The sequence below is a fragment of the Faecalicatena contorta genome, from assembly GCF_022835095.1.
Classification (GTDB): Bacteria; Bacillota; Clostridia; order Lachnospirales; family Lachnospiraceae; genus Faecalicatena; species Faecalicatena contorta.
Window position 1 is genome coordinate 3,534,110 of the sequence record NZ_BQNQ01000001.1, and the last position, 18,717, is coordinate 3,552,826.

The 18,717-nt window shown below is 44.5% G+C and carries 17 protein-coding genes; 2 read left to right on the top strand and 15 right to left on the bottom strand.

Features of this window, described 5'->3' with window-relative positions:
- Positions 1-130: 130 nt before the first annotated feature.
- Complete coding sequence (locus MWG26_RS15955) at positions 131-991, top strand: helix-turn-helix transcriptional regulator (RefSeq protein ID WP_025656709.1); 861 nt, start codon at positions 131-133, stop codon at positions 989-991.
- A gap of 261 nt (positions 992-1,252) precedes the next feature.
- On the opposite strand, the gene MWG26_RS15960 is transcribed toward MWG26_RS15955, so the two are convergent.
- The 10 genes from MWG26_RS15960 to MWG26_RS16005 all read right to left on the bottom strand — a co-directional run bounded on the left by MWG26_RS15960 (position 1,253) and on the right by MWG26_RS16005 (position 12,187).
- A complete protein-coding gene (locus tag MWG26_RS15960) occupies positions 1,253-3,454 on the bottom strand; it encodes an ABC transporter permease (protein WP_025656708.1) in 2,202 nt (733 codons plus the stop codon).
- A 5-nt stretch (positions 3,455-3,459) separates the two neighbouring features.
- Positions 3,460-4,140, bottom strand: coding sequence for an ABC transporter ATP-binding protein (locus MWG26_RS15965; protein WP_025656707.1), 681 nt, complete (start codon positions 4,138-4,140; stop codon positions 3,460-3,462).
- An 88-nt stretch (positions 4,141-4,228) separates the two neighbouring features.
- On the bottom strand, positions 4,229-5,413 hold the full coding sequence (locus MWG26_RS15970; protein WP_117440685.1) for a sensor histidine kinase: 1,185 nt from the start codon (positions 5,411-5,413) through the stop codon (positions 4,229-4,231).
- Complete coding sequence (locus tag MWG26_RS15975) at positions 5,410-6,081, bottom strand: response regulator transcription factor (RefSeq protein ID WP_025656706.1); 672 nt, start codon at positions 6,079-6,081, stop codon at positions 5,410-5,412. The genes MWG26_RS15970 and MWG26_RS15975 overlap by 4 nt, the downstream gene beginning before the upstream one ends.
- Positions 6,082-6,331: 250 nt before the next feature.
- On the bottom strand, positions 6,332-7,474 hold the full coding sequence (locus tag MWG26_RS15980) for an aldo/keto reductase (protein ID WP_025656705.1): 1,143 nt from the start codon (positions 7,472-7,474) through the stop codon (positions 6,332-6,334).
- A gap of 284 nt (positions 7,475-7,758) precedes the next feature.
- Positions 7,759-9,750 carry a thioredoxin domain-containing protein gene (locus tag MWG26_RS15985; RefSeq protein WP_240285804.1) on the bottom strand — a complete coding sequence of 664 codons (1,992 nt, stop codon included), beginning with the start codon at positions 9,748-9,750 and terminating at the stop codon, positions 7,759-7,761.
- Positions 9,751-10,139: 389 nt separating this feature from the next.
- On the bottom strand, positions 10,140-10,757 hold the full coding sequence (locus MWG26_RS15990; RefSeq protein WP_025656703.1) for a manganese catalase family protein: 618 nt from the start codon (positions 10,755-10,757) through the stop codon (positions 10,140-10,142).
- A complete protein-coding gene (locus MWG26_RS15995) occupies positions 10,758-11,213 on the bottom strand; it encodes a spore coat protein CotJB (protein ID WP_025656702.1) in 456 nt (151 codons plus the stop codon).
- A 148-nt stretch (positions 11,214-11,361) separates the two neighbouring features.
- Complete coding sequence (locus MWG26_RS16000) at positions 11,362-11,916, bottom strand: DNA-3-methyladenine glycosylase I (protein ID WP_025656701.1); 555 nt, start codon at positions 11,914-11,916, stop codon at positions 11,362-11,364.
- A gap of 25 nt (positions 11,917-11,941) precedes the next feature.
- Complete coding sequence (locus tag MWG26_RS16005; protein ID WP_025656700.1) at positions 11,942-12,187, bottom strand: Uma2 family endonuclease; 246 nt, start codon at positions 12,185-12,187, stop codon at positions 11,942-11,944.
- Positions 12,188-12,530: 343 nt separating this feature from the next.
- Here MWG26_RS16005 and MWG26_RS16010 point away from each other — a divergent pair, with 343 nt between their 5' ends.
- Entirely contained in the window at positions 12,531-13,685 is a 1,155-nt protein-coding gene (locus MWG26_RS16010) for a Gfo/Idh/MocA family protein (protein ID WP_025656699.1), read from the top strand.
- A gap of 79 nt (positions 13,686-13,764) precedes the next feature.
- Here the strand turns inward: MWG26_RS16010 and MWG26_RS16015 are convergent, their stop codons facing one another.
- The 5 genes from MWG26_RS16015 to MWG26_RS16035 all read right to left on the bottom strand — a co-directional run bounded on the left by MWG26_RS16015 (position 13,765) and on the right by MWG26_RS16035 (position 18,536).
- The gene (locus MWG26_RS16015) at positions 13,765-14,640 is read right to left on the bottom strand and encodes a helicase associated domain-containing protein (RefSeq protein WP_025656698.1); all 876 of its coding nucleotides are present in this window, start codon (positions 14,638-14,640) and stop codon (positions 13,765-13,767) included.
- A 367-nt stretch (positions 14,641-15,007) separates the two neighbouring features.
- Complete coding sequence (locus tag MWG26_RS16020) at positions 15,008-15,841, bottom strand: tyrosine-type recombinase/integrase (protein WP_117440684.1); 834 nt, start codon at positions 15,839-15,841, stop codon at positions 15,008-15,010.
- A 150-nt stretch (positions 15,842-15,991) separates the two neighbouring features.
- Positions 15,992-16,777, bottom strand: coding sequence for an ABC transporter permease subunit (locus tag MWG26_RS16025; protein WP_244062753.1), 786 nt, complete (start codon positions 16,775-16,777; stop codon positions 15,992-15,994).
- A gap of 11 nt (positions 16,778-16,788) precedes the next feature.
- Entirely contained in the window at positions 16,789-17,685 is an 897-nt protein-coding gene (locus MWG26_RS16030; protein WP_025656695.1) for an ABC transporter ATP-binding protein, read from the bottom strand.
- A gap of 227 nt (positions 17,686-17,912) precedes the next feature.
- Positions 17,913-18,536, bottom strand: a complete 624-nt coding sequence (locus MWG26_RS16035; protein ID WP_025656694.1) for a TetR/AcrR family transcriptional regulator — start codon at positions 18,534-18,536, stop codon at positions 17,913-17,915.
- Between the last annotated feature and the right edge of the window lie 181 nt (positions 18,537-18,717).

Below are 18,717 nucleotides of genomic sequence, written 5' to 3' on the forward strand. Positions count from 1 at the left end.
TATGTTTATTATGCAGTATATTTTCACAGGGTTCTATAGAGAATATCTGCTTATATATGGACAAAATCACACTATTCCTTTAAAGGATATCATGTGGTACAATAAATAAAAATCTTTTTACAGAAAGGATGTGTCTGCTATAATCAGCATAACTGGTTATTACCGCAGTAAGCTTGACGAGGTCGAAGATCATACCGTTCCGCTGCTTGTAAACAGCGCGGGCCACTACCGGCTTGTAAAGTTAAACTACCTGGAAACCACACGTCTGAATGGACGCCGGGATTATCAGATTCTATATATGAAAAAAGGTACCGGGCACTTTCTGCTTCACGGGAAATATCAGACGGTAACCGCAGGCAGCATTATCATCTATTATCCAAATGAACCTCAATTTTACTATTACCGCCTGGAAGAACAGCCCGAAGTTTACTGGATTCACTTCACCGGATATGAATGTGAAGAGCTCTTAAAGCGGTACCACATGTGGGGAAGTTCTATACTTTACATTGGAGTGGATACAACACTGGTGTCGTTTTTTAATAATGCCATACAGGAACTGCAGCTGCGGCAGCAGGACTTCCTGGAGATGAGCATTCTGATCTTAAAGCAGCTATGCCTTCTTCTGAACCGTACAAGAGAAGAGCAGAAAAACCATTATTATAACCGACAGAAGGATATTTCTGCTTCTGTTTTATATATCCATGAAAATTATAAAGCCCCCATCGTTATCCGGGAGCTTGCTGAAAAATATCATATGACTTATAATTGGTTCATCCGATGTTTCAAAGACTTTACCGGTTCTTCTCCTCAGTCCTACCTCACGGATATCCGGATAGAAAAGGCAAAGGACTTATTAAGCCACAGATCTTTCCAGATCGGGGAAATAGCGGAACTGGTGGGATACTCTGACCCACTGTATTTCAGCAGGATTTTTAAAAAGAAAACGGGCTGTTCGCCGAAAGAATATAAAAAGAGTGTCTGTTCCCATTAATTTATACGACATGAAGCCAGGAATACCATTATTTAATGATGTATCCAAAAGTAAAGTTTTAAGTTATTGATGAATCTGTCAAGCTGAAATTCTCCCGCAGATACACCGCAGAACTTTTTGATTTTTTTACGAAACAGCTCATAAGAAATGTGTAAGGAAAGAGGGTAATGGTTAAAATCAGATATTAACCCTTACCCCCCTGTTTCAGGCTGCCTATTCCTAGAATACCTATCCTGTCAGTTATCTTATCCAGTTCATTTATTAATCTACCGTGTCATCCCGCAGAGCATCAGACAGATTATAATTAAGAGCCCTTTTCCCGCCAACATAATAAGCCAGAGCGACAAACCCCAAAATTACCAGACAAAAAATTACAATTGGAATTATGGGCGCTACAACGATAAATTCCATTGGATTTAAATGACTGGCCTTAATCATGAATGCCATGGAAGCCACAGTAAGAGGTAATGTAATCAGAAGCGGTCTGCCTGCAATGACCAGGGCTTCGATACAAAACATCTTTCGAATGCCTCCCGTTGTCATGCCCACAGACATATACTGTGCTAATTCCCGTTTTCTCTGGCGCAGAAACCCCAGTGTGTTGGAGAATACATTTGCGATTCCGATCACTGCAAGGATGGCACAGAACCCGCCCAGAATCAGTTGATATCCGAAAATGATTTCATCATTTGTGATTTTCTCCTGTATGCGGTTTTCTATTTCTGTTTTATAGTTTGGAGCAAGAAGATGCAGAACCTCTTTTTCTATCTTATCCAGAGCTTTCAGCGAAGCGTTTTCTCCGGCCAAAATTCTGACGTAAGTATCTGATTCTGCGCCTCCGATCTGTCCAGACACTTTTACCCAAAGTGAAAGAGGCATAAACTGCACCAGCGCGTAGTCTTCATATTCTTCCCTTAAGGCTGGCATTTCCTGCGTATATGCTGTCACTGGAACTTCTGTCTTCTCTTCTTCCGATTCAGCATCCTGCAAAAACACGGACTCACGTTTTTCCCCTACAAAGGGTACATATTTGGGATATCTGAAATTGCTGTGCAGACTGTCCCAGATTCTGTTCAATATGATCGTACCGTCAAGCCTGGGTGCGACTCCTATTTGTCTGCAATATTCCGTAAATGCGGCATCATCCAGTATCACAACTGGCGCCTTCACCAGCCACGTGTCCCCCTCTTTTGTAACGGATGTCCCTGCAACAGCCTCCGGCCCTCCAAGCGAGGCCAGTTCTTCACTAAGCCAGTCTTGCGGAACATGGCTGACTGCTGCTGCCTTTTGGTATACCGCAAGATCCCGGACTCCTTCCAGTTCCCTAAGCTCTCCTGTCTGCCCGAATTTCTCTATACCTGTATCTTTTACAGTCGCCATAACATCCCACACATCCTGGTATCTTTCAAAATAAGTATACCTGGTGCTTATACCTGAAAGCGTAAAGAAACACAAGATCAGCGTGAATCCCAAAAAAGAAAGCGTCAGTGAGAGTGTAGAGGTACGCAGAGCTTTTTTTCTGGCTTTTAATGCATTTCCCGCAAGCTCCCCCTCTAACCCAAAAAGTAATGTCAGTATTCTTGACTGTCTTTTCTTCTTTAAGCACAGTTCCCCGGTATTGCGAATCGCTTCCAGCGGCGTCATTCTGCTAAGTTTCCTGGCCGGAAGCCATGCAGAAAACAGGACAGTAACTATAGAGGACGCCAAGGTCAATGCAAGTACCAGCGGATGATACCGAAAACTTAATTCGTACCTCCCCGGAATGTTTTCCGCCAGGACGTTCATTGCCTGGTTCACTCCAAAACTTAAGGCTATACCGAGCAGGATGCCAAGTATTACAGGAATTGTACAAAGTACGGCCGCTTCTTGCATCAGACACGTCCGGATCTGTCCGGGCGTCGCCCCCACACTGGAAAAAATGCCAAACTGATGAATTCTCGCATTCATGGTCAATGCAAAAGAATTACGTATAATCAGTATGAGAGACAGTGAAACCAGTACCAATACTGCCAGATAAAACGTCAGCAAAAGCGGCGGCTCATCATCATTTGGATCATGTATCAGATACCTGGATAATAACAAAAGATGGTAAGAAGCTGCATCTTCTTTCAGCCCCAGTTTTTCTACAAGCAGAGGCATATCCTCAAAAACTTTTCTGGGATTCTGAAACCATACGTCCACTATTGTTCCATTTTCTCCCGACAACTCCTCATTAATTTCCGCCTTTTTAATATTACCAAAATTCTGTATAGCAGACAAATCTTCCCCACTTATCTGACCAGTAATACGGCCCTGCCAGTCCCCCTCATCCAACGTAATCTTTTCGACTTCATATACCCAGAAGTTATAAAACAGACTGCACAGAAATGACAGGAACAGTGCTGCAATAAATGCCGCCACCTTGATTGATATACCGGAGGCTCTGTTGTTCTTTATATAACCTGATGAATAATCCCTCCACATCCTGATCACCTCTGTCTTTCGTCGCCGATGATCCGGCCGTCTTCGATCGTTATAATGCGGTCTGCTTCCAGCGCAATCTTCTCATCGTGGGTAATCAGCAGAACGGTCTGCTTTAGGTTCCGGTTCGATAACTTCAGCATGTCAAGGATCTCCGCCCCGTTCTTCTGGTCCAGATTGCCGGTAGGTTCATCGGCCAGCAGCAGCGCCGGACGGTAAATCAGGGATCTGGCTATCGCCGCGCGCTGCTGCTGCCCTCCTGACAGCTGGCTGGGCAGAGCCTCCAGTTTATCGGATATGCCCAGCGAGTTTACGATAGACTCAAAATATTCACGATTTGGTTCCTTTTTGTCCAGCATAAGCGGCATCAATATGTTTTTCCTGATGGTGAGCGTTGGAATCAAATTGTAAAACTGATACACCAGCCCTACCTTCCTGCGGCGGAATATGGCGGACTGGGTCGGATTCATAGCCGATATGTCAACACCATCTACCCATACCTTTCCCTCCGACGGCTTGTCCACGCTTCCCAGGATGTGCAGCAATGTAGATTTCCCGGAACCTGAGGCCCCTACAATCGCCACGAATTCCCCCTTATTTACCGAGATATGAACCCGGTCTAAAGCGACCACCCGGTTCTCTCCTGAGCCGTATATTTTACTGACGCTTTCACATCTCAAAATCTCCATGCGATCCTCTCCTCTCCTGTAAAAATGAATGTAGTCCGTACCTGTTCAACAGGTGTGTATCATCATTATAACAGGTTAAAGTGACTGCTCAGTGACTGTAAAACCTGATTTCAAAACAGCCCCCGCCGCCAGGAATATTCTTCGCCCTGATTGTACCGTTCTGGAGTTCAATGATTTCTTTCGCAAGGGACAGACCGATGCCGATCCCGTTCTTCCCGGCATTCCGGCCACGGTAAAAGCGTTCAAAAAGGCGGGGTATATCTTCTCCGGCGAAGCCTTCACCTTCGTCCCGGATTATGATCGTCTTATAGAGCGGATTCTTATCATAAGAGCAATGTACGGTACCGCCGGCCGGAGTATGCTCCACGCAATTTTTGAGCAGGTTCATGAGAGTCTCCATTGTCCAGCCGAGGTCTGCGGTAATCTCTATTTGGCCCCCCTCCGGAATGTCAATGCTGACATCCGCATCGGTTAATACTTCCTGTAAATTATCGGCAGCAAGAGTCAGTACAGTATAGACATCCACGGCCTCCTGTTTCAAAGGAAGCGTCCCTGCGTCCAGCCGGGATAATAGAAGCAGCGCCTCCTCCAGGTAGACCAGACGGTTCAGCTGCTTCTGTATCTGCTCAGGATAATCTCCGGACGGATGGGACCTCATCATCTGTGTCGTAAGTGAGATAGCAGTGACGGGCGTTTTTAACTGATGTGCAATATTGGAAAGATTCTCAGCAAATTTGTTTCTCGCATCCAGCGCCGCATCTCTCGTCTGGTAGAGCATCGTCACGGTTTTATAGATCTCATCCTGTAATTGTGAGAAATCGTCTTCTCCGGTTTCTGATATCAGGCCCGGACTGCCCGTATTCACATTTTCCAGATAAACCGTCAACGCCTTTATACGCGCCGCTTCCTTTTTTCTCCTGCAACGGAATGTAAAAAGAAACAGAATACTTCCTGCTGAAAAACCAATTGCAGCAAACAGATATGGATACCGGTGGGTGGTCTTAAAAAAATCCGACTGCCTGTAGCCATAACTGAGCAGTACATTTTCCTCTTTCTGCATTGCCGTTGTGTCACTGTACTCTTTTAAAACATTCAGCACCGTCTGTTCCATGTCCGGCTGCTCCTCTGTCAGCTCCCGGAAAAGATGGCCTATAAACTGAAAATGCATCCTGTTGTTAAACTCTGCCATGAACATGGCCGTGACGGCGGAGGCAATCAAACTGACCGCCAGTACGAGCCCGATCAGTACGCCTGCATTTTTTCGTCCTGTCATAGGGTATCCTCCATGCGGTATCCAAAGCTTCTTACAGTTTTCAAGCAGGAGGGCTGATGCAGTTTCTCCCTCAGCCGCTTAATTGTCACCGTAAGAGTGTTATTATTCACAAAGTTTCCATTGCAATCCCAAACCTGCTCCAGTAACTTTTCTCTTGGGATTGTCTTTCCCTTATTCTTCATAAAGAGCATAAGCACCTGGTACTCCGGCTGGCTCAAACTGATTTCTTCCTCCCCACAGAACACTCTCATCCCGCTTTGGTCAATGGTAATTCCGTCGCAGGTCAGATATTGACCCGATACATTCCCGGATCTGCGCAGCAATGCACAGATGCGCGAATACAAAACTTCAAGTTCAAAGGGCTTCACGACATAATCATCTGCACCATTTTGGAATCCGGATACGATGTCGCTGGAACCGCCCCGGACGGTCAAAAAAATCACCGGAAGCTCCTGCCATCTGGAGCGGATCCACCGGCAGAACCTGTCACCATCCCCATCCGGCATATTCCAGTCCACCAGGGCAATTGCGGGCAGATTATCCGTAATCGCCTTCCTTGCTTCTGCTATTGTTGTGAAAACGGATACGCTGCAATTGTGCTGTTCCAAATATGCTTTCACTGTCTGCGCGATATTTTCATCGTCTTCAATATAATAAACGTCGATCATCTTTCCTTCCTTTCTCAGAACTTCAGGTTCGTGTCCCATCCTGTAAGTAATTGTAGTTCCGCTCTGCATGGAGCACGAATGCCGCTTCCTATATCTGCAGTAAGTATAATAAATTCTGATGCTCCCGTAAAGCCAATCCTATTTTCAAAAAATGCAGGATATCTAAAAAAGGATATCCTGCATTTTATTTTTGATTATGTAAAAAACATTGTAACAGTTCAGACCTGTCTGAACTGTTACAAAAGATTCTTTATGCTCCAAAGAGCCGGTTTGCTTCTTTCATATTTTCAACCACGGACACTCCAAAAGGACACCGTTCTTCACAGCTTCTGCATCCAATACACTCGTCCCCCCTGTGCAGCAGGCTGTGATAATGTGACCTGACAGAAGGAGGCACCTGATTTGGTGTAAGGCGGGCGATATCCAGATATTTGTTCACCGCAGCAATATCAATTTCTACCGGACATGGATGACAATGGCCGCAGTACACGCAATTGCCCTTGAAGTCATTTTTCATCGTCGCAATGACCTGGGAATAATCCTTTTCTGCTTCATCCAGATCAAAATAACTGACCGCACTTTGCACCTCTTCTCTTGTCTGCGCTCCAACCATGACACTTGCGACCGATGGTCTTGATAATGCATAGTGGATGCACTGAGGTACTGTTAATGGTTTCGCAAAAGGAGAATGCTCTTCCGAGATCAGCTTTCCGCCGCCCAGGGATTTCATGACTGTTATTCCTACCTGATTTGCGCTGCAGATCCGGTAAAGTTCCGCCCGCTTCGGATCCAGGCCTCGGTAAAGCTTGACTCCCATATCGGTTTCTATATGGTCGAATATATATTCTTCTGACGGCAGCATATCAAAAGCAGGATTGATGCTGAACATCATCATATCCGGCACCCCTGTGCTGATGACCTTCGCCGCTGTGATCGGATTGTGGGAGCTGAATCCAATATGCCTGATATCTCCCTGCTCTTTCAGGCGGAGTACATAATCGACGAAATCCGTCTCAAATACATCCTTGTAATCTTTTTCCGTGTCAATAAAAAACATCATCCCAAAATCTATGTATCCGAAGATGCCGAGCATCTCCTCAAAATACTTTTTCACTGAGGGCAGATCACGGCTTACATCATACTGCTCATGAATGTCCGTGGATCCGATGTGCCCCTGGATCATAACCTGATCCCGCCGGTTTCCAAGAGCCTTTGCAATATTTTCGCGGACCTCCCGGCCCGGCATAAACACATCAAAGAGATTGATTCCATTTTCAATTGCAGCATCGATGACCTCTTTGACCTGCTCATATGTCTTTCCGTCAAGATGCTCACATCCAAGTCCTATGGCACTTACTTTCTTTCCTGTTTTCCCCAGATCGTTATAAATCATATGCATTTCCTCCATACTGTACACCATCTTTCATTGCGGCTGTATAATAAGAATAGCATAATCATCCAAATTTTACTATCATATCCTGCTAATCAGAGCCGATTAATTCTTACCTATTCATAACCGTATCCCCAAACAAATCCATACGCTGCCCCATTACGGAGTCCAGCCAGTTGACGCTCTTTCCTACCGATTGGATGCACCCAGCGAAAGGAAGGGATATGCGCGCTTGGGGGGCTTGCGCCTATCCCTTCCTTTCGCGCCCCTTTGCCCCCTTCGGCCGCTCAAAGCTTCTCTAACTCCCTTACAGGAGCCCTGCACCTTCCGTTCTGGCACAGATAATACATGGCGCCCTCATCAGGTATAGGATATTCTTTTACATATGGTATTATTTTCTCTAATTCAGCCTGGTTATTGCTGGTCTTGAGAATTACCGAGCGGTTAAATACAGGTACTTTCAATAAGTGTTCTTTTAATGTCTCCGGCACTCTGTCATCCGATGCGGTGCAGATAAGTTCCTGTGACGGATAAAGGATCCGCAAAAGAGCCTGCAGTCCAAAGCTGTGTCCGGAAGGATATACTTTTGCAGTACCGGTAAGAAAATTTGCCTGCCGTTCCAGAGCTTCCTGCCAAAATGAATTGCAAGTATACTGCGCCAACTGGCTCAATAATACTGCCGCCGACGAATTACCGGAAGGGATCGCGCCATCATAAGTTTCTTTTGGACGGGTTATCAAAGTTTCCGCATCCGATGCGGTCAGAAAATATCCGCCATTCTCTTTGTCTTCAAACAATTCTGTCATTTGGCGAGCAAAGAATTCTGCATCTTCCAGGTATATTGGTTCATAGGTTATACGGTACAGCTCCAGAAGCGCCAGTCCATAGACCGCATAGTCATCCAGCTGCCCTGCTATAACGGCCTCCCCCTCTCTCCATCGGTGATAAAGTCTTCTGCTGCTGTCTGTCATAGATTCCTGGATAAACCGGTACGTATCCTCGGCGGCATTTTGGAAACGGGCATCATCCAGTAACTGCGCGGCTTTTGCCATTGCGATCATCATCCAACTGTTCCAGGACAGAATTACTTTGTCGTCCCTGTGCAGTGTCGTGCGGTTTTTCCGGTAATCATAAAGTTTTTTCAGCCGTATGTCATCTGCAGGCCACGCACTTCCCTTCTGCCCGATCAGATTTGGGATACTGCTTCCTTCAAAATTCCCGCTGGCAGTAATGTCATAGATGCGGCAGAATTCCTCTCCGTCCTCACTGCCTAAAACTTCCAGAACCTCATCCGGAGTGAAAAAGTAATATTTTCCTTCGATCCCCTCACTGTCTGCATCCTGCCCGCAGTAAAACTGCCCTTCCGGTCCGGTCAGCTCCTTTAATACATAATCCAGAGTTCTTCCGGCAGTATCACCGTAATCCCTTTTCTTCGTTATATGGAAGGCATCCAGATATGCAATCGCAAGGAGGGCATTGTCATAGAGCATTTTTTCAAAATGAGGCACCAGCCATTTTTCATCTGTAGAATACCTTGAAAACCCTCCGCCAATCTGGTCATTCATACCGCCGCACGCCATTGCTTTCAGTGTGTGTTCTGCCATTTCCATAGTCATTCTATCGTTCTCTAAACTGCCATAATGCAAAAGGAAGAGCAGGTTATGGGGAGCCGGAAATTTAGGCGCATTACCAAAGCCGCCCCACAGTCTGTCAAACTGCTGTCTATATAGGTCTACCGCTTTTTTTAGAATCCTTTTGTCCGGAGCGCTCCCTTCCTCGTGGTCTGAAATTGCGATAAAATCTGTGATCTGCTGCCCGGTCTCCAAAAGCCGCTCCCGGTCTTCTCTCCAGAGCCGGCTGATTTTCTGCAGCAGTTCAATGAGCCCGGGATGCCCGTAGCGCGGATATTTTGGGAAATAAGTTCCCAGAAAGAACGGCTTTTGGTCAGGCGCCAGAATCGCCGTAAGAGGCCATCCCCCCGCTCCAGTTACTGCCTGGCAGGCCGCCATATATACCGAATCTATGTCGGGACGCTCTTCCCTGTCAACTTTGATGCAGACATAATGATTGTTTAACAATTCAGCAACCTGATCGTCTTCAAAAGATTCATGTGCCATAACATGGCACCAGTGGCAAGTAGAATATCCAATGCTTAAAAAAACAGGACGATCCTCTGCTTTTGCTTTTTCAAACGCTTCTTTGCCCCAGGGATACCAGTTCACCGGATTTTCGGCATGCTGTAATAGATATGGGGATTTTTCGTTTTTTAAATGATTCATATATATTTGCCCTCCCATCTGCGGTTAATATGCCCCTTTGAGGCGTACCTTATTCCGCAGTTGACTGCGAATTGAAGCTCTATTTCTTCACGAACAGTAAATACAACACAAGCTTCCGAATTACTAGAGTGTTCGAGGCAGAGCATAGAGGATCTGGTAAAGCGGGATTAGCTGCATCCAGTAAAAGTGGATGTTAAGAGCAAGTTATTTCTGAAAAGTGAGATGCAGCAGTGTCTTTGGATGTAGTGGATAGTAACTAAAAAACCTAAAGGCCGCATTTGTTTATATCCATGTGGTCTTTAGGTTTTTAAATCAGATCATTAAACTAAACTCGTTTATAATCCTATTCAATGCTTATCAAGTCATCAAATCATACTTCCATTTAAATTCTACAATTCTCCATGAAACATTTCTTTATCAAACTCCGGATTAAAGTAGTAGAAATTCTTACTGTCTAACTGCTCTTTTGTCTTTTCCAGTGCTTCTCCGAATCTCTGGAAATGAACGATCTCCCTGCTTCTCAGGAACTTAAGCGGTTCCCTGATCTCTGCATCCGGGATCATCCTTAGCAGGTTGTCATAAACCGTACGCGCCTTCTGTTCCGCAGCAAGGTCTTCCGTTAAGTCAGCAATGGCATCCCCTTTGGACTGGAATTCAAGCGCCGTAAAAGGTACTGCAGATGCAGCCTGCGGCCATAGTGCGGTAGTGTGGTCAATATAGTAAGCATCAAATCCTGCCGTTTTTGCTTCTTCAATTGTCAGGTTCTTTGTAAGCTGGTACACCATGGAGCAGATAATCTCCATATGAGCAAGCTCCTCCGTACCGATATCTGTCAAGAGGCCGCCGACTGACTTCACAGGCATGGTGTATCTCTGTGCAAGATAACGCATGGACGCGGAAAGTTCGCCGTCCGGCCCGCCATACTGGCTGATAATCATCTGTGCAGTTTTGGGGCAGGTTTTTGTAATTTTAACCGGAAATTGTAATCTCTTCTCATAATACCACATTTATACACACGCTCCTTCCCACGGCATCGGTCCCTTTTGCCAGCAGAATCTGTCATCATGGCTGCCGCAGTCTGCGATCTGGCAGCGCGTCAGCGGATTAAATGCGGATGCATATTCCTTCAGGAGCATTTCCCGTTCCTTTAGTTTTTCTTGATATAGTTCTTTTGCTTCCTCCTGCTCTTCGTGAGTGTCCAAATAAAGCGTCAGGTCATCTAATACAAAGCTGACCTGGGCAATCTTTCTCATCATGTCCTCTCTTTTGATCTGCTCATCTGACTTCTTTTCTTCCGGCTTTTCGGAATCAGAAGTATGGTGATCCATCACGATACTTGCCGCAAAAAACGGTTTGTTCAAATCTTTAAAAATGGTACCAATATCCAATGCATCTTTGTCATCATATAATTCTCCCCATTGCTGCATAGGGATGGTTGCAATTGCAAGCTGTGTTTCTGACATAATTATCTCCTTTCTTGTAAATACTAGTGTTGCATATTTAGTATCTGCAAAAATCAGAGCACTATATTGTCAAAAATTGCAATAAGGACTCGAAACGCCTTATTGTGTTATCTTCCAAATGTTACTAAGCAATTGAAAGATCATTCAGTTATCCATTTTTACAAAAGCAGTTTTTATCATGGTCATTCACCACACCCACGGCCTGTAAGTACGAATATATGGTTACAGAACCCACGTACCGCATGCCTCTATTCTTCAAATCCTTTGATATACGGTCTGATAGTTCTGTCTTTACAGGAATTGTATCTGCCTGATTTATGATGATCTTGCCATCCGTAAATCCCCACAGATATCTGGAAAAAGATCCGTATTCCTTCTGTATGTCCATAAAAATTGCTGCATTTTGAACCGCCGCTGTTATCTTTCCCCGGTTCCTTATAATCTGTGGGTTCTGCATCAGGTCCTCCACTTTTTCTGTTCCATAAGCTGCAATCTTTTTTACGTCAAAGCCATCAAAAGCCACCCTGAAAAATTCCCTTTTCTTTAAAATGGTGATCCATGAAAGCCCTGCCTGAAATGTTTCCAATAAAAACATCTCGTAGAGCTTCTCATCGTCGTACACCGGTATGCCCCATTCTTTATCATGGTATTCTATATAAACAGGTGAAGATAAATCCACCCAGAAGCAGCGCTTCTTCTCCATATTGTATTCCTCCTTCTCCGCCGCATTATTCTTGTTCAGCCCACTTTGCAATACGGCACATCTTCAAAACCAGTTTCCTGTCAAAAATATGAACCGGTATGTCCGCATCAATCGGATAAATAATCGGGCAGGCTTCGTCTTCAAAAAAGTACACCAGCACCGCTTTCTGATTCGGATCTACCAGCCAGTATTCCCGAACTCCGGCGTCTTCAATCTGTGCATACGTATAACCTTTCTCTTTCTTCTTCTGCTTCATCTCCTGAATGGTCATAACCATTCCTCCTCCGCAGCATCCGTTTATGGTTATATTTTACAACATTTACGGGGAATTGCAAACCGAATCTTATGCAATATCGGTTAAAATTCGGTGTGCGGATAATCTTTAAAAAATATGCCGCCCTTCTCCTTTTTAGCATTCGTGGAATACATTGCTCCCAGCACAAACAATACTGAGTTTATCATAACTCTGTCCCCCTGGTTATCGGCAAAAAAACCAAAATGATACTGTTAAATCTGCGCATCAGGCATTATAATAAAGCCAGTAGATCGTAAAATAAGTAACCTGCTGTTTATAGCCTGTGAATGATTCTTGAGAAGAAAGGAAAATGCGGACAATGAATTTTTTAACAAACGAAAAAACAAACCACAATTATGCAACAAATAACAGCAAAAAAATCCGGACCGCTGTGGTAGGCTGCGGTGCTATCAGCGATATTTACCTGACCAATATGATTCATCGGTTCCCGAACCTGGAGGTCACAGCCTGCACGTCAAGACATTTGGAGTCAGCTCAAAAAAAGGCGGCTCAGTATGGAATTCGGGCCTGCAGCTATGATGAGATACTACAGGATGTAACAATTGATATGGTAGTCGTGCTGACGCCTGCGCCGACCCACTATGAATTAATCCGGCAGGCTCTGCTTAACGGAAAGCATGTGTATACGGAAAAAACAATGACCGTTGGCCTGGAGGAGGCTAAGGAACTGATACAATTATCGAAAGAGAAAGGCCTGTATCTCGGTTCTGCGCCGGATACATTCCTCGGAGCCGCACTGCAGAATGCCAGGCGGGCAATTGATGAAGGTGTAATCGGCGAGGTAACTTCCTTTCAAATCCATGCCAACCGCAATATCGATATCATAGCGAGTTTCGCAACGTTTCTGTGTATGCCGGGCGGTGGAATCTGCTATGATTACGGGGTTTATTATCTGACCGCTCTGGTGAGCCTTTTAGGTCCGGTTAAGCGGGTATCTGCGATTGTACGGAACAAGAATGAAAAAAGAAAGAATACGAGTCCGGGAACACCGGGCTATGGGCGGGAGTATGAATACCGCAACGAAAGCCAGGCTGCTGCAGCTATGGAGTTAAAGAATGGTGTATTTGGTACATTTGTATTGAACGGCGACAGCATTTTGCAGGATCAGGCGGAATTTATGATATATGGAACAGAGGGTATTCTAAAGCTTTCTGATCCGAATCAATTTGGCGGGGAAGTGATTCTTATGGCCAGTGACAGCAAACAGTGGGAGGCGACAACGAAAAAAGCCGTTCATTATACGGATGCATTTTCGGAAAATAGCAGAGGAATCGGTCCGGCAGAGATGGCATCAGCAATCATTGAGGGGCGGCCAAACCGGGCTAATAAGGAGATGGCATATCATGTGCTTGATGTCATCAGCCAGATGATAGCGAGCAGCGAGAGCGGCCGGTTTGAGGAGGTTCTGTCGGAATGCGAACGGCCAGCCGTTTTGGAAGATAGGATGTTTTAGAAAACGGACACTAAAATACATAAACGCTCAAAAAGCCAGGAAGCTGATAACCTTTCTGGCTTTTTTCGTATAAACCTAGTTATAGCGGATAGATTTCCAGAGCTTCCAGCCGTTTTGCTTTCGCCGCAGGGATCTTCCCCTTTCTCAGGGCTGTTCTTTGCACGGAAATCCAATTTCCCATGCTCCGCCCGTCCGGTGCTTTGAGGTCTCTTCGCAATGGAAGCCGGTCATTTTCTCTCTTATAGTCACTAACCCACTGATACATGGCATCCCATTTTTCGGCCCGGACATTGTCCAGTTTCCATATCATAGAAAGCCGGTCCAGAGCCTGAATCTGTGCCATGTTAAGAGGCTTTCGCTCTCCATTGCCATTATAGCGTTCCCGCTGAACGAAAACCCATAATCCAAGCCGTTCCCCTCTCTTTGTCTTATAGGTCAAAGGAACCAGCAGGTTCCCGTTTTGCTGAAAATACTCTGCAGCCAGGGCATACCAGTCATTCCAGTCTCTTCTTTCATAACAGCTCCAGATCATACCGTACCGGTCTAAATCCCTGATTTGTTTTTCCGTCAGTTTTCCGGATTTCCGCTTTTTACGCTGTTCTCTGATCCAGTTTCCGAGCCTGTATCCATGGGCCATATAATCTTTATGGACCTCCAGGTTTCCATATTCATTGTAATATTCTCCTGCAATAAAAATCCATTCATCCCACGCCAATCTGTTCTCCAGCTTCCATACCATTCCGATCTTCTCCAAAGCGGCCTGCTCATCCAAATCAACCGGATTTGCAAGAACACCGTTATATCTGGCGCGCTGCCGCTCGATCCAACGCCCCAGCCTGTAACCGTCTGCTGTTATGTAATTGTAAGGGACCAGCAGATCACCATATTCTTCAAAATAATTTTTTGCACACAAATACCATTCATCCCAGGTCTGCCTGCTATATATTCTAGACATTATTTCACGCTCCCTCAGCTGCGTAAAGGAATCACAATAGCCGGAATTTATGGATCCATTCGGTTATCTTGTGATCCTTTTTTCTCCTCCCGGAGACATAATGTCTATTATGTCGTCCAGGAATATATTCTACATAGATTTTTACTTTGCTCATTATAGCATGAATGGAATTTTTGCTCAACTTGAAGTAGCAAAAACAAGAAAATCTCCAAGCATGTAAAATCCTGTTTAATTAAAAAGATATGAAAATAAAGCCGTTAAGATTTTCATTCAAATACGGCTTTGTTTTTGTACTGTTTTTTAAGCTTAGAGATAGACCTCAGCATTCAATTATAGGATAACGACAGGTTTGACGACATAATAGACATTATGTCATCAGGCACATCTGTACACGTTCCAGACAATTCATATGCTGCCTTCCCGTGCTAATCGTATAGATACGCGTTGTGTTTATGCTGCTGTGCCCAAGCAGATCTGCAAGCCGCACGACATCCTTCTCCATCGAATAAAATGTCCTGGCAAATAAGTGGCGGAGATTATGCGGAAATACCTTATGTTCAGATATCCCGGCCCTTGTGCACAAGGCTTTCATGTCTCTCCAAATGTTTTTACGATTGAGGGGTTTTCCATTTCTGCTTACGAATACTGTTCCATTTTTTAGACCTGTTTCTTTTATATACTTTAATAATATTTTCTGAAGCGCTGCCGGAATGAATATGGCCCGTGTCTTGTTTTTACAGTGGACAATAGCTTTACCGGCCCTGACAGCCTCTACTGTGATATACTCCAGTTCACTTACCCTGATGCCTGTACCGCAGATCGTACGGATGATAAATGCCATCCTTGTATTGCCGGCAGCTTTCACCAAACGCTGGTATTCCTGCCTGCTCAGTTCTTTATCTTCTGAGGCAAAGATCTGTTTCTGGATTTTCAATAATTTTACACAATAGTCCTGCCCGCCTGTATAGCGCAGAAAACAATTAAGTGATACCAGCATAGAATTCACACTGGCGGGAGCGTATTTTTCAGACAGATATTCTTTGTAGGCAATTGTCCGTTCTTTGCTGACGCACCCGTTCTTTAAAAACCCTATAAAACAACGGATATCTCTCATGTATTTTTCAATAGTGGCTTTGCTTTTTTCCTCTTCCGTTAAATATTTTTCATACGAAATAAGATGATCCTGATTCACTTTGTACATGCTTTTCCTCCTGAGAACAATTTTTTTGATAATATCATTCCCATTATACGGAGAAGTATTATGATAAAGAATGTCAGTACACTTTCATCCGAAAAGTCACATACACCGCTATGCTCTTATACTTCATGTATTATTTTCCTACAATTATGATTAAAGCGGCAGATCCCGCTTACTAAACCGAACAATCCCAATCCCGATAAGCACCAGCCCGGCTGCATACAAAATGATGCATGTCATCCATGCTTCACCGTCACCTGCACCCAATCCATCAACATTAAATAATGTCAGCGGAGTTGCATACTTCAGGTTTTCAAATTTATCCCCTACTCTGGAAAGCATCTGTACCAATAGGGAATATACTAATACTGCTGTACTGATTGACGAGGAATATTTGGATTCGTTACAGAAACAGGATGCGCAGAACCCTACACCGCCTAAAAATATCAGCAGCCCCAGCAATCCTATATTTACTCTCAGAAATGCTTTGATTTCCATTTCTCCAGGAAACATTCCCTCACTGAAAGCAAGTATCAGCACCGTCGCAAATCCTACCATAATGACCAGGCACAGAATCATGAAGACCGCCTGTGTCAGCATAATCCTCCAGCGTTTTACCGGAGCAGCCAGCAGATATGCCATTGATCCATTGTCTACATATTTTGCAGACAGCCTATTAGTCAGAATAATAATAAACACTCCGGGAAAACCGATAAAAAGCCAGCCATACAAATAGCTTGAAACAAACTGCAACAGGGTCGTTCCGGGACTATCCATGCCGAAGGCCGAGAAGATGCCCGGCATACTTTCTGCCATCAGCTTTAAACTGTCACCCATTTTCGGGTCAAACATGATTGTAATCATGCTTCCATACACACTGAGTACTGCCAGAAAAATAACAAGCAATAGCCAGTTTGATTTTATTTCCTTTTTAAACAACGCGGCATTCATTATCTGTCCGCCCCCTCTCCGTAAAAGTGCATAAAGAACTCTTCCAGGCTCTGCGTCCGCACATCTAAATCCACTATTGTATATTCGCCTGCCTTTTTTACAAAAGAATCCAGATTTCTGCCGACTCTGGCCGTCACAGTCCTGCCTCCTGCCTGATAGGCTGCCCTCGGAAAGTCTGTGGCGAATGCCTCTGCCATGGCTGAATCCTTGAAGGTAACCTCAATATTCTTCTGTCGTCCCTCTTTAAGCTTTTCGATTTCCTCAACGGCAACTAATTTTCCGGCACGGATAATAGCAGTACGGTCGCATGTACGTTCCACTTCTTCAAACATATGGGAAGACATCAGTATCGTCTTTCCCTGCTTTTTCTCAGAAAGAACCAGCTCCACAAAACGGTTCTGCATCAATGGGTCCAGACCTGAAGTAGGTTCATCCAGAATCAGAATGTCCGAATTCGTATCCATAAAGGCGCACACGATTCCTATCTTCTGCTTCATGCCTTTTGACATCTTCTTGAGCTTTCCGGACGCATTCAGCTCGAACATCTGTATCAACTCCTGCGCGCGTCCGAGGCCATTCATATTCTTCATCTTTGCTACGAATTTTATAAACTCCATTCCATTCATGGAGTCAATAAAGGCAATCTCGCCGGGCAGATACCCAAGTGACTGCTGTATCTTATCCGCCTCTTTGAAACAGTCCATCCCCCGGATCGAAAGGCTGCCGCTGTCCGGTTTAATGAATCCCATTAACTGACGGATAGTTGTTGTCTTACCAGCCCCATTAGGCCCCAAAAACCCAAGAACTTCTCCTTGTTTCACGCCGAAGCTTACGTCAAATACGCCCCGTCCCCTGCCATAATCTTTTGTGATATGGCTGATCTCAATTACGCTCATTCTGATATTCCTCCTTATATATAAGCCTTCTCATCATGTCTATCCAGCCCCTGAATTCCCATTCATGACGCGCTCCTCTCCTGGTTCGCTGCAATAAATTGTCCGGACCGGTTTGACTTTCTCAGTCAAACCTTAATATCAGAATACCGGATTGACTATTTTTTACAACCCCTCTGCAGCATTTTTATTTGATTTTAATCTCTTTTAATTCTTCCTGGCCACCCTTCCTAAAACTGATACTCCTCCTTATATACCAGCTTCTTCATCATATCCATCCAATCATTAAATTCATTTAACAGTTCGTTAATATCTATGGCTTTCCCAGCCATTTGTTTATCGTGGATATAACCGTCCCCCATCCACCTGAGCATTTTATAAACCTTAAAAGGCTCCACGCTGTCCTTAAATTTATAAGTGTCTATATGACCAAAATACATCTGGTACATTACTTCTTCCTGCATGGTATTGAAAGATTTTAATGCATCCGACACAATCTCATTCTCCGAGTAAAAAGCCCGCATCGCAAACTCCAGAATATACGGATGCTTCTCAAGTATAACTGCTTTTCCAGTGCCCGCATAGCGCAGCAGTTCAAAAAAATCGGTCAGTTCCAGAAAAGTCGTGTCCGCAATCTGCTCCTTCATAATATCAATCAGACAATGATAGACATACAGATACAGTTCCTTCTTGTTATGAAAATAATAAAAAAGCAGCCCCTTCGAAATCCCGGCCTTAACTGCAATCAAATCCGTAGATGCCCTTTTATACTCATTCTTCCCAAACACTTCCATGGCTGCGTTAATAACTCGCTGCTGCTTCTCCTCGGAAAGTGCCAAAAACTTCTCATTCATACTGTCCCTCCTCCGCTCTTCAGTCATTTTAACTAATCAAAATTACTTTGACTAAACCGGTCAGTCCTTTCTTACAGAATACATGATTGACTATTTTTTTCAACCCCCAAAACCATACAAATGTATACTGTCCCCCTTCCGGCGTCAAAGAGTATGCTTATTCTCAAAAAAAACCACACCG

Excerpts from the sequence above, each read along its gene's own strand:
- MWG26_RS15980 (WP_025656705.1), bottom strand. The coding sequence starts at position 7,474 with ATGATTTATAACGATCTGGGGAAAACAGGAAAGAAAGTAAGTGCCATA.
- MWG26_RS16020 (WP_117440684.1), bottom strand. The coding sequence starts at position 15,841 with ATGTACAAAGTGAATCAGGATCATCTTATTTCGTATGAAAAATATTTA.
- MWG26_RS16005 (WP_025656700.1), bottom strand. The coding sequence starts at position 12,187 with ATGACCATTCAGGAGATGAAGCAGAAGAAGAAAGAGAAAGGTTATACG.
- MWG26_RS15965 (WP_025656707.1), bottom strand. The coding sequence starts at position 4,140 with ATGGAGATTTTGAGATGTGAAAGCGTCAGTAAAATATACGGCTCAGGA.
- MWG26_RS16035 (WP_025656694.1), bottom strand. The coding sequence starts at position 18,536 with ATGAATGAGAAGTTTTTGGCACTTTCCGAGGAGAAGCAGCAGCGAGTT.
- MWG26_RS16030 (WP_025656695.1), bottom strand. The coding sequence starts at position 17,685 with ATGAGCGTAATTGAGATCAGCCATATCACAAAAGATTATGGCAGGGGA.
- MWG26_RS16010 (WP_025656699.1), top strand. The coding sequence starts at position 12,531 with ATGAATTTTTTAACAAACGAAAAAACAAACCACAATTATGCAACAAAT.
- MWG26_RS15995 (WP_025656702.1), bottom strand. The coding sequence starts at position 11,213 with ATGTCAGAAACACAGCTTGCAATTGCAACCATCCCTATGCAGCAATGG.
- MWG26_RS15975 (WP_025656706.1), bottom strand. The coding sequence starts at position 6,081 with ATGATCGACGTTTATTATATTGAAGACGATGAAAATATCGCGCAGACA.
- MWG26_RS16015 (WP_025656698.1), bottom strand. The coding sequence starts at position 14,640 with ATGTCTAGAATATATAGCAGGCAGACCTGGGATGAATGGTATTTGTGT.
- MWG26_RS15985 (WP_240285804.1), bottom strand. The coding sequence starts at position 9,750 with ATGAATCATTTAAAAAACGAAAAATCCCCATATCTATTACAGCATGCC.
- MWG26_RS16000 (WP_025656701.1), bottom strand. The coding sequence starts at position 11,916 with ATGGAGAAGAAGCGCTGCTTCTGGGTGGATTTATCTTCACCTGTTTAT.
- MWG26_RS15990 (WP_025656703.1), bottom strand. The coding sequence starts at position 10,757 with ATGTGGTATTATGAGAAGAGATTACAATTTCCGGTTAAAATTACAAAA.
- MWG26_RS15970 (WP_117440685.1), bottom strand. The coding sequence starts at position 5,413 with ATGACAGGACGAAAAAATGCAGGCGTACTGATCGGGCTCGTACTGGCG.
- MWG26_RS15960 (WP_025656708.1), bottom strand. The coding sequence starts at position 3,454 with ATGTGGAGGGATTATTCATCAGGTTATATAAAGAACAACAGAGCCTCC.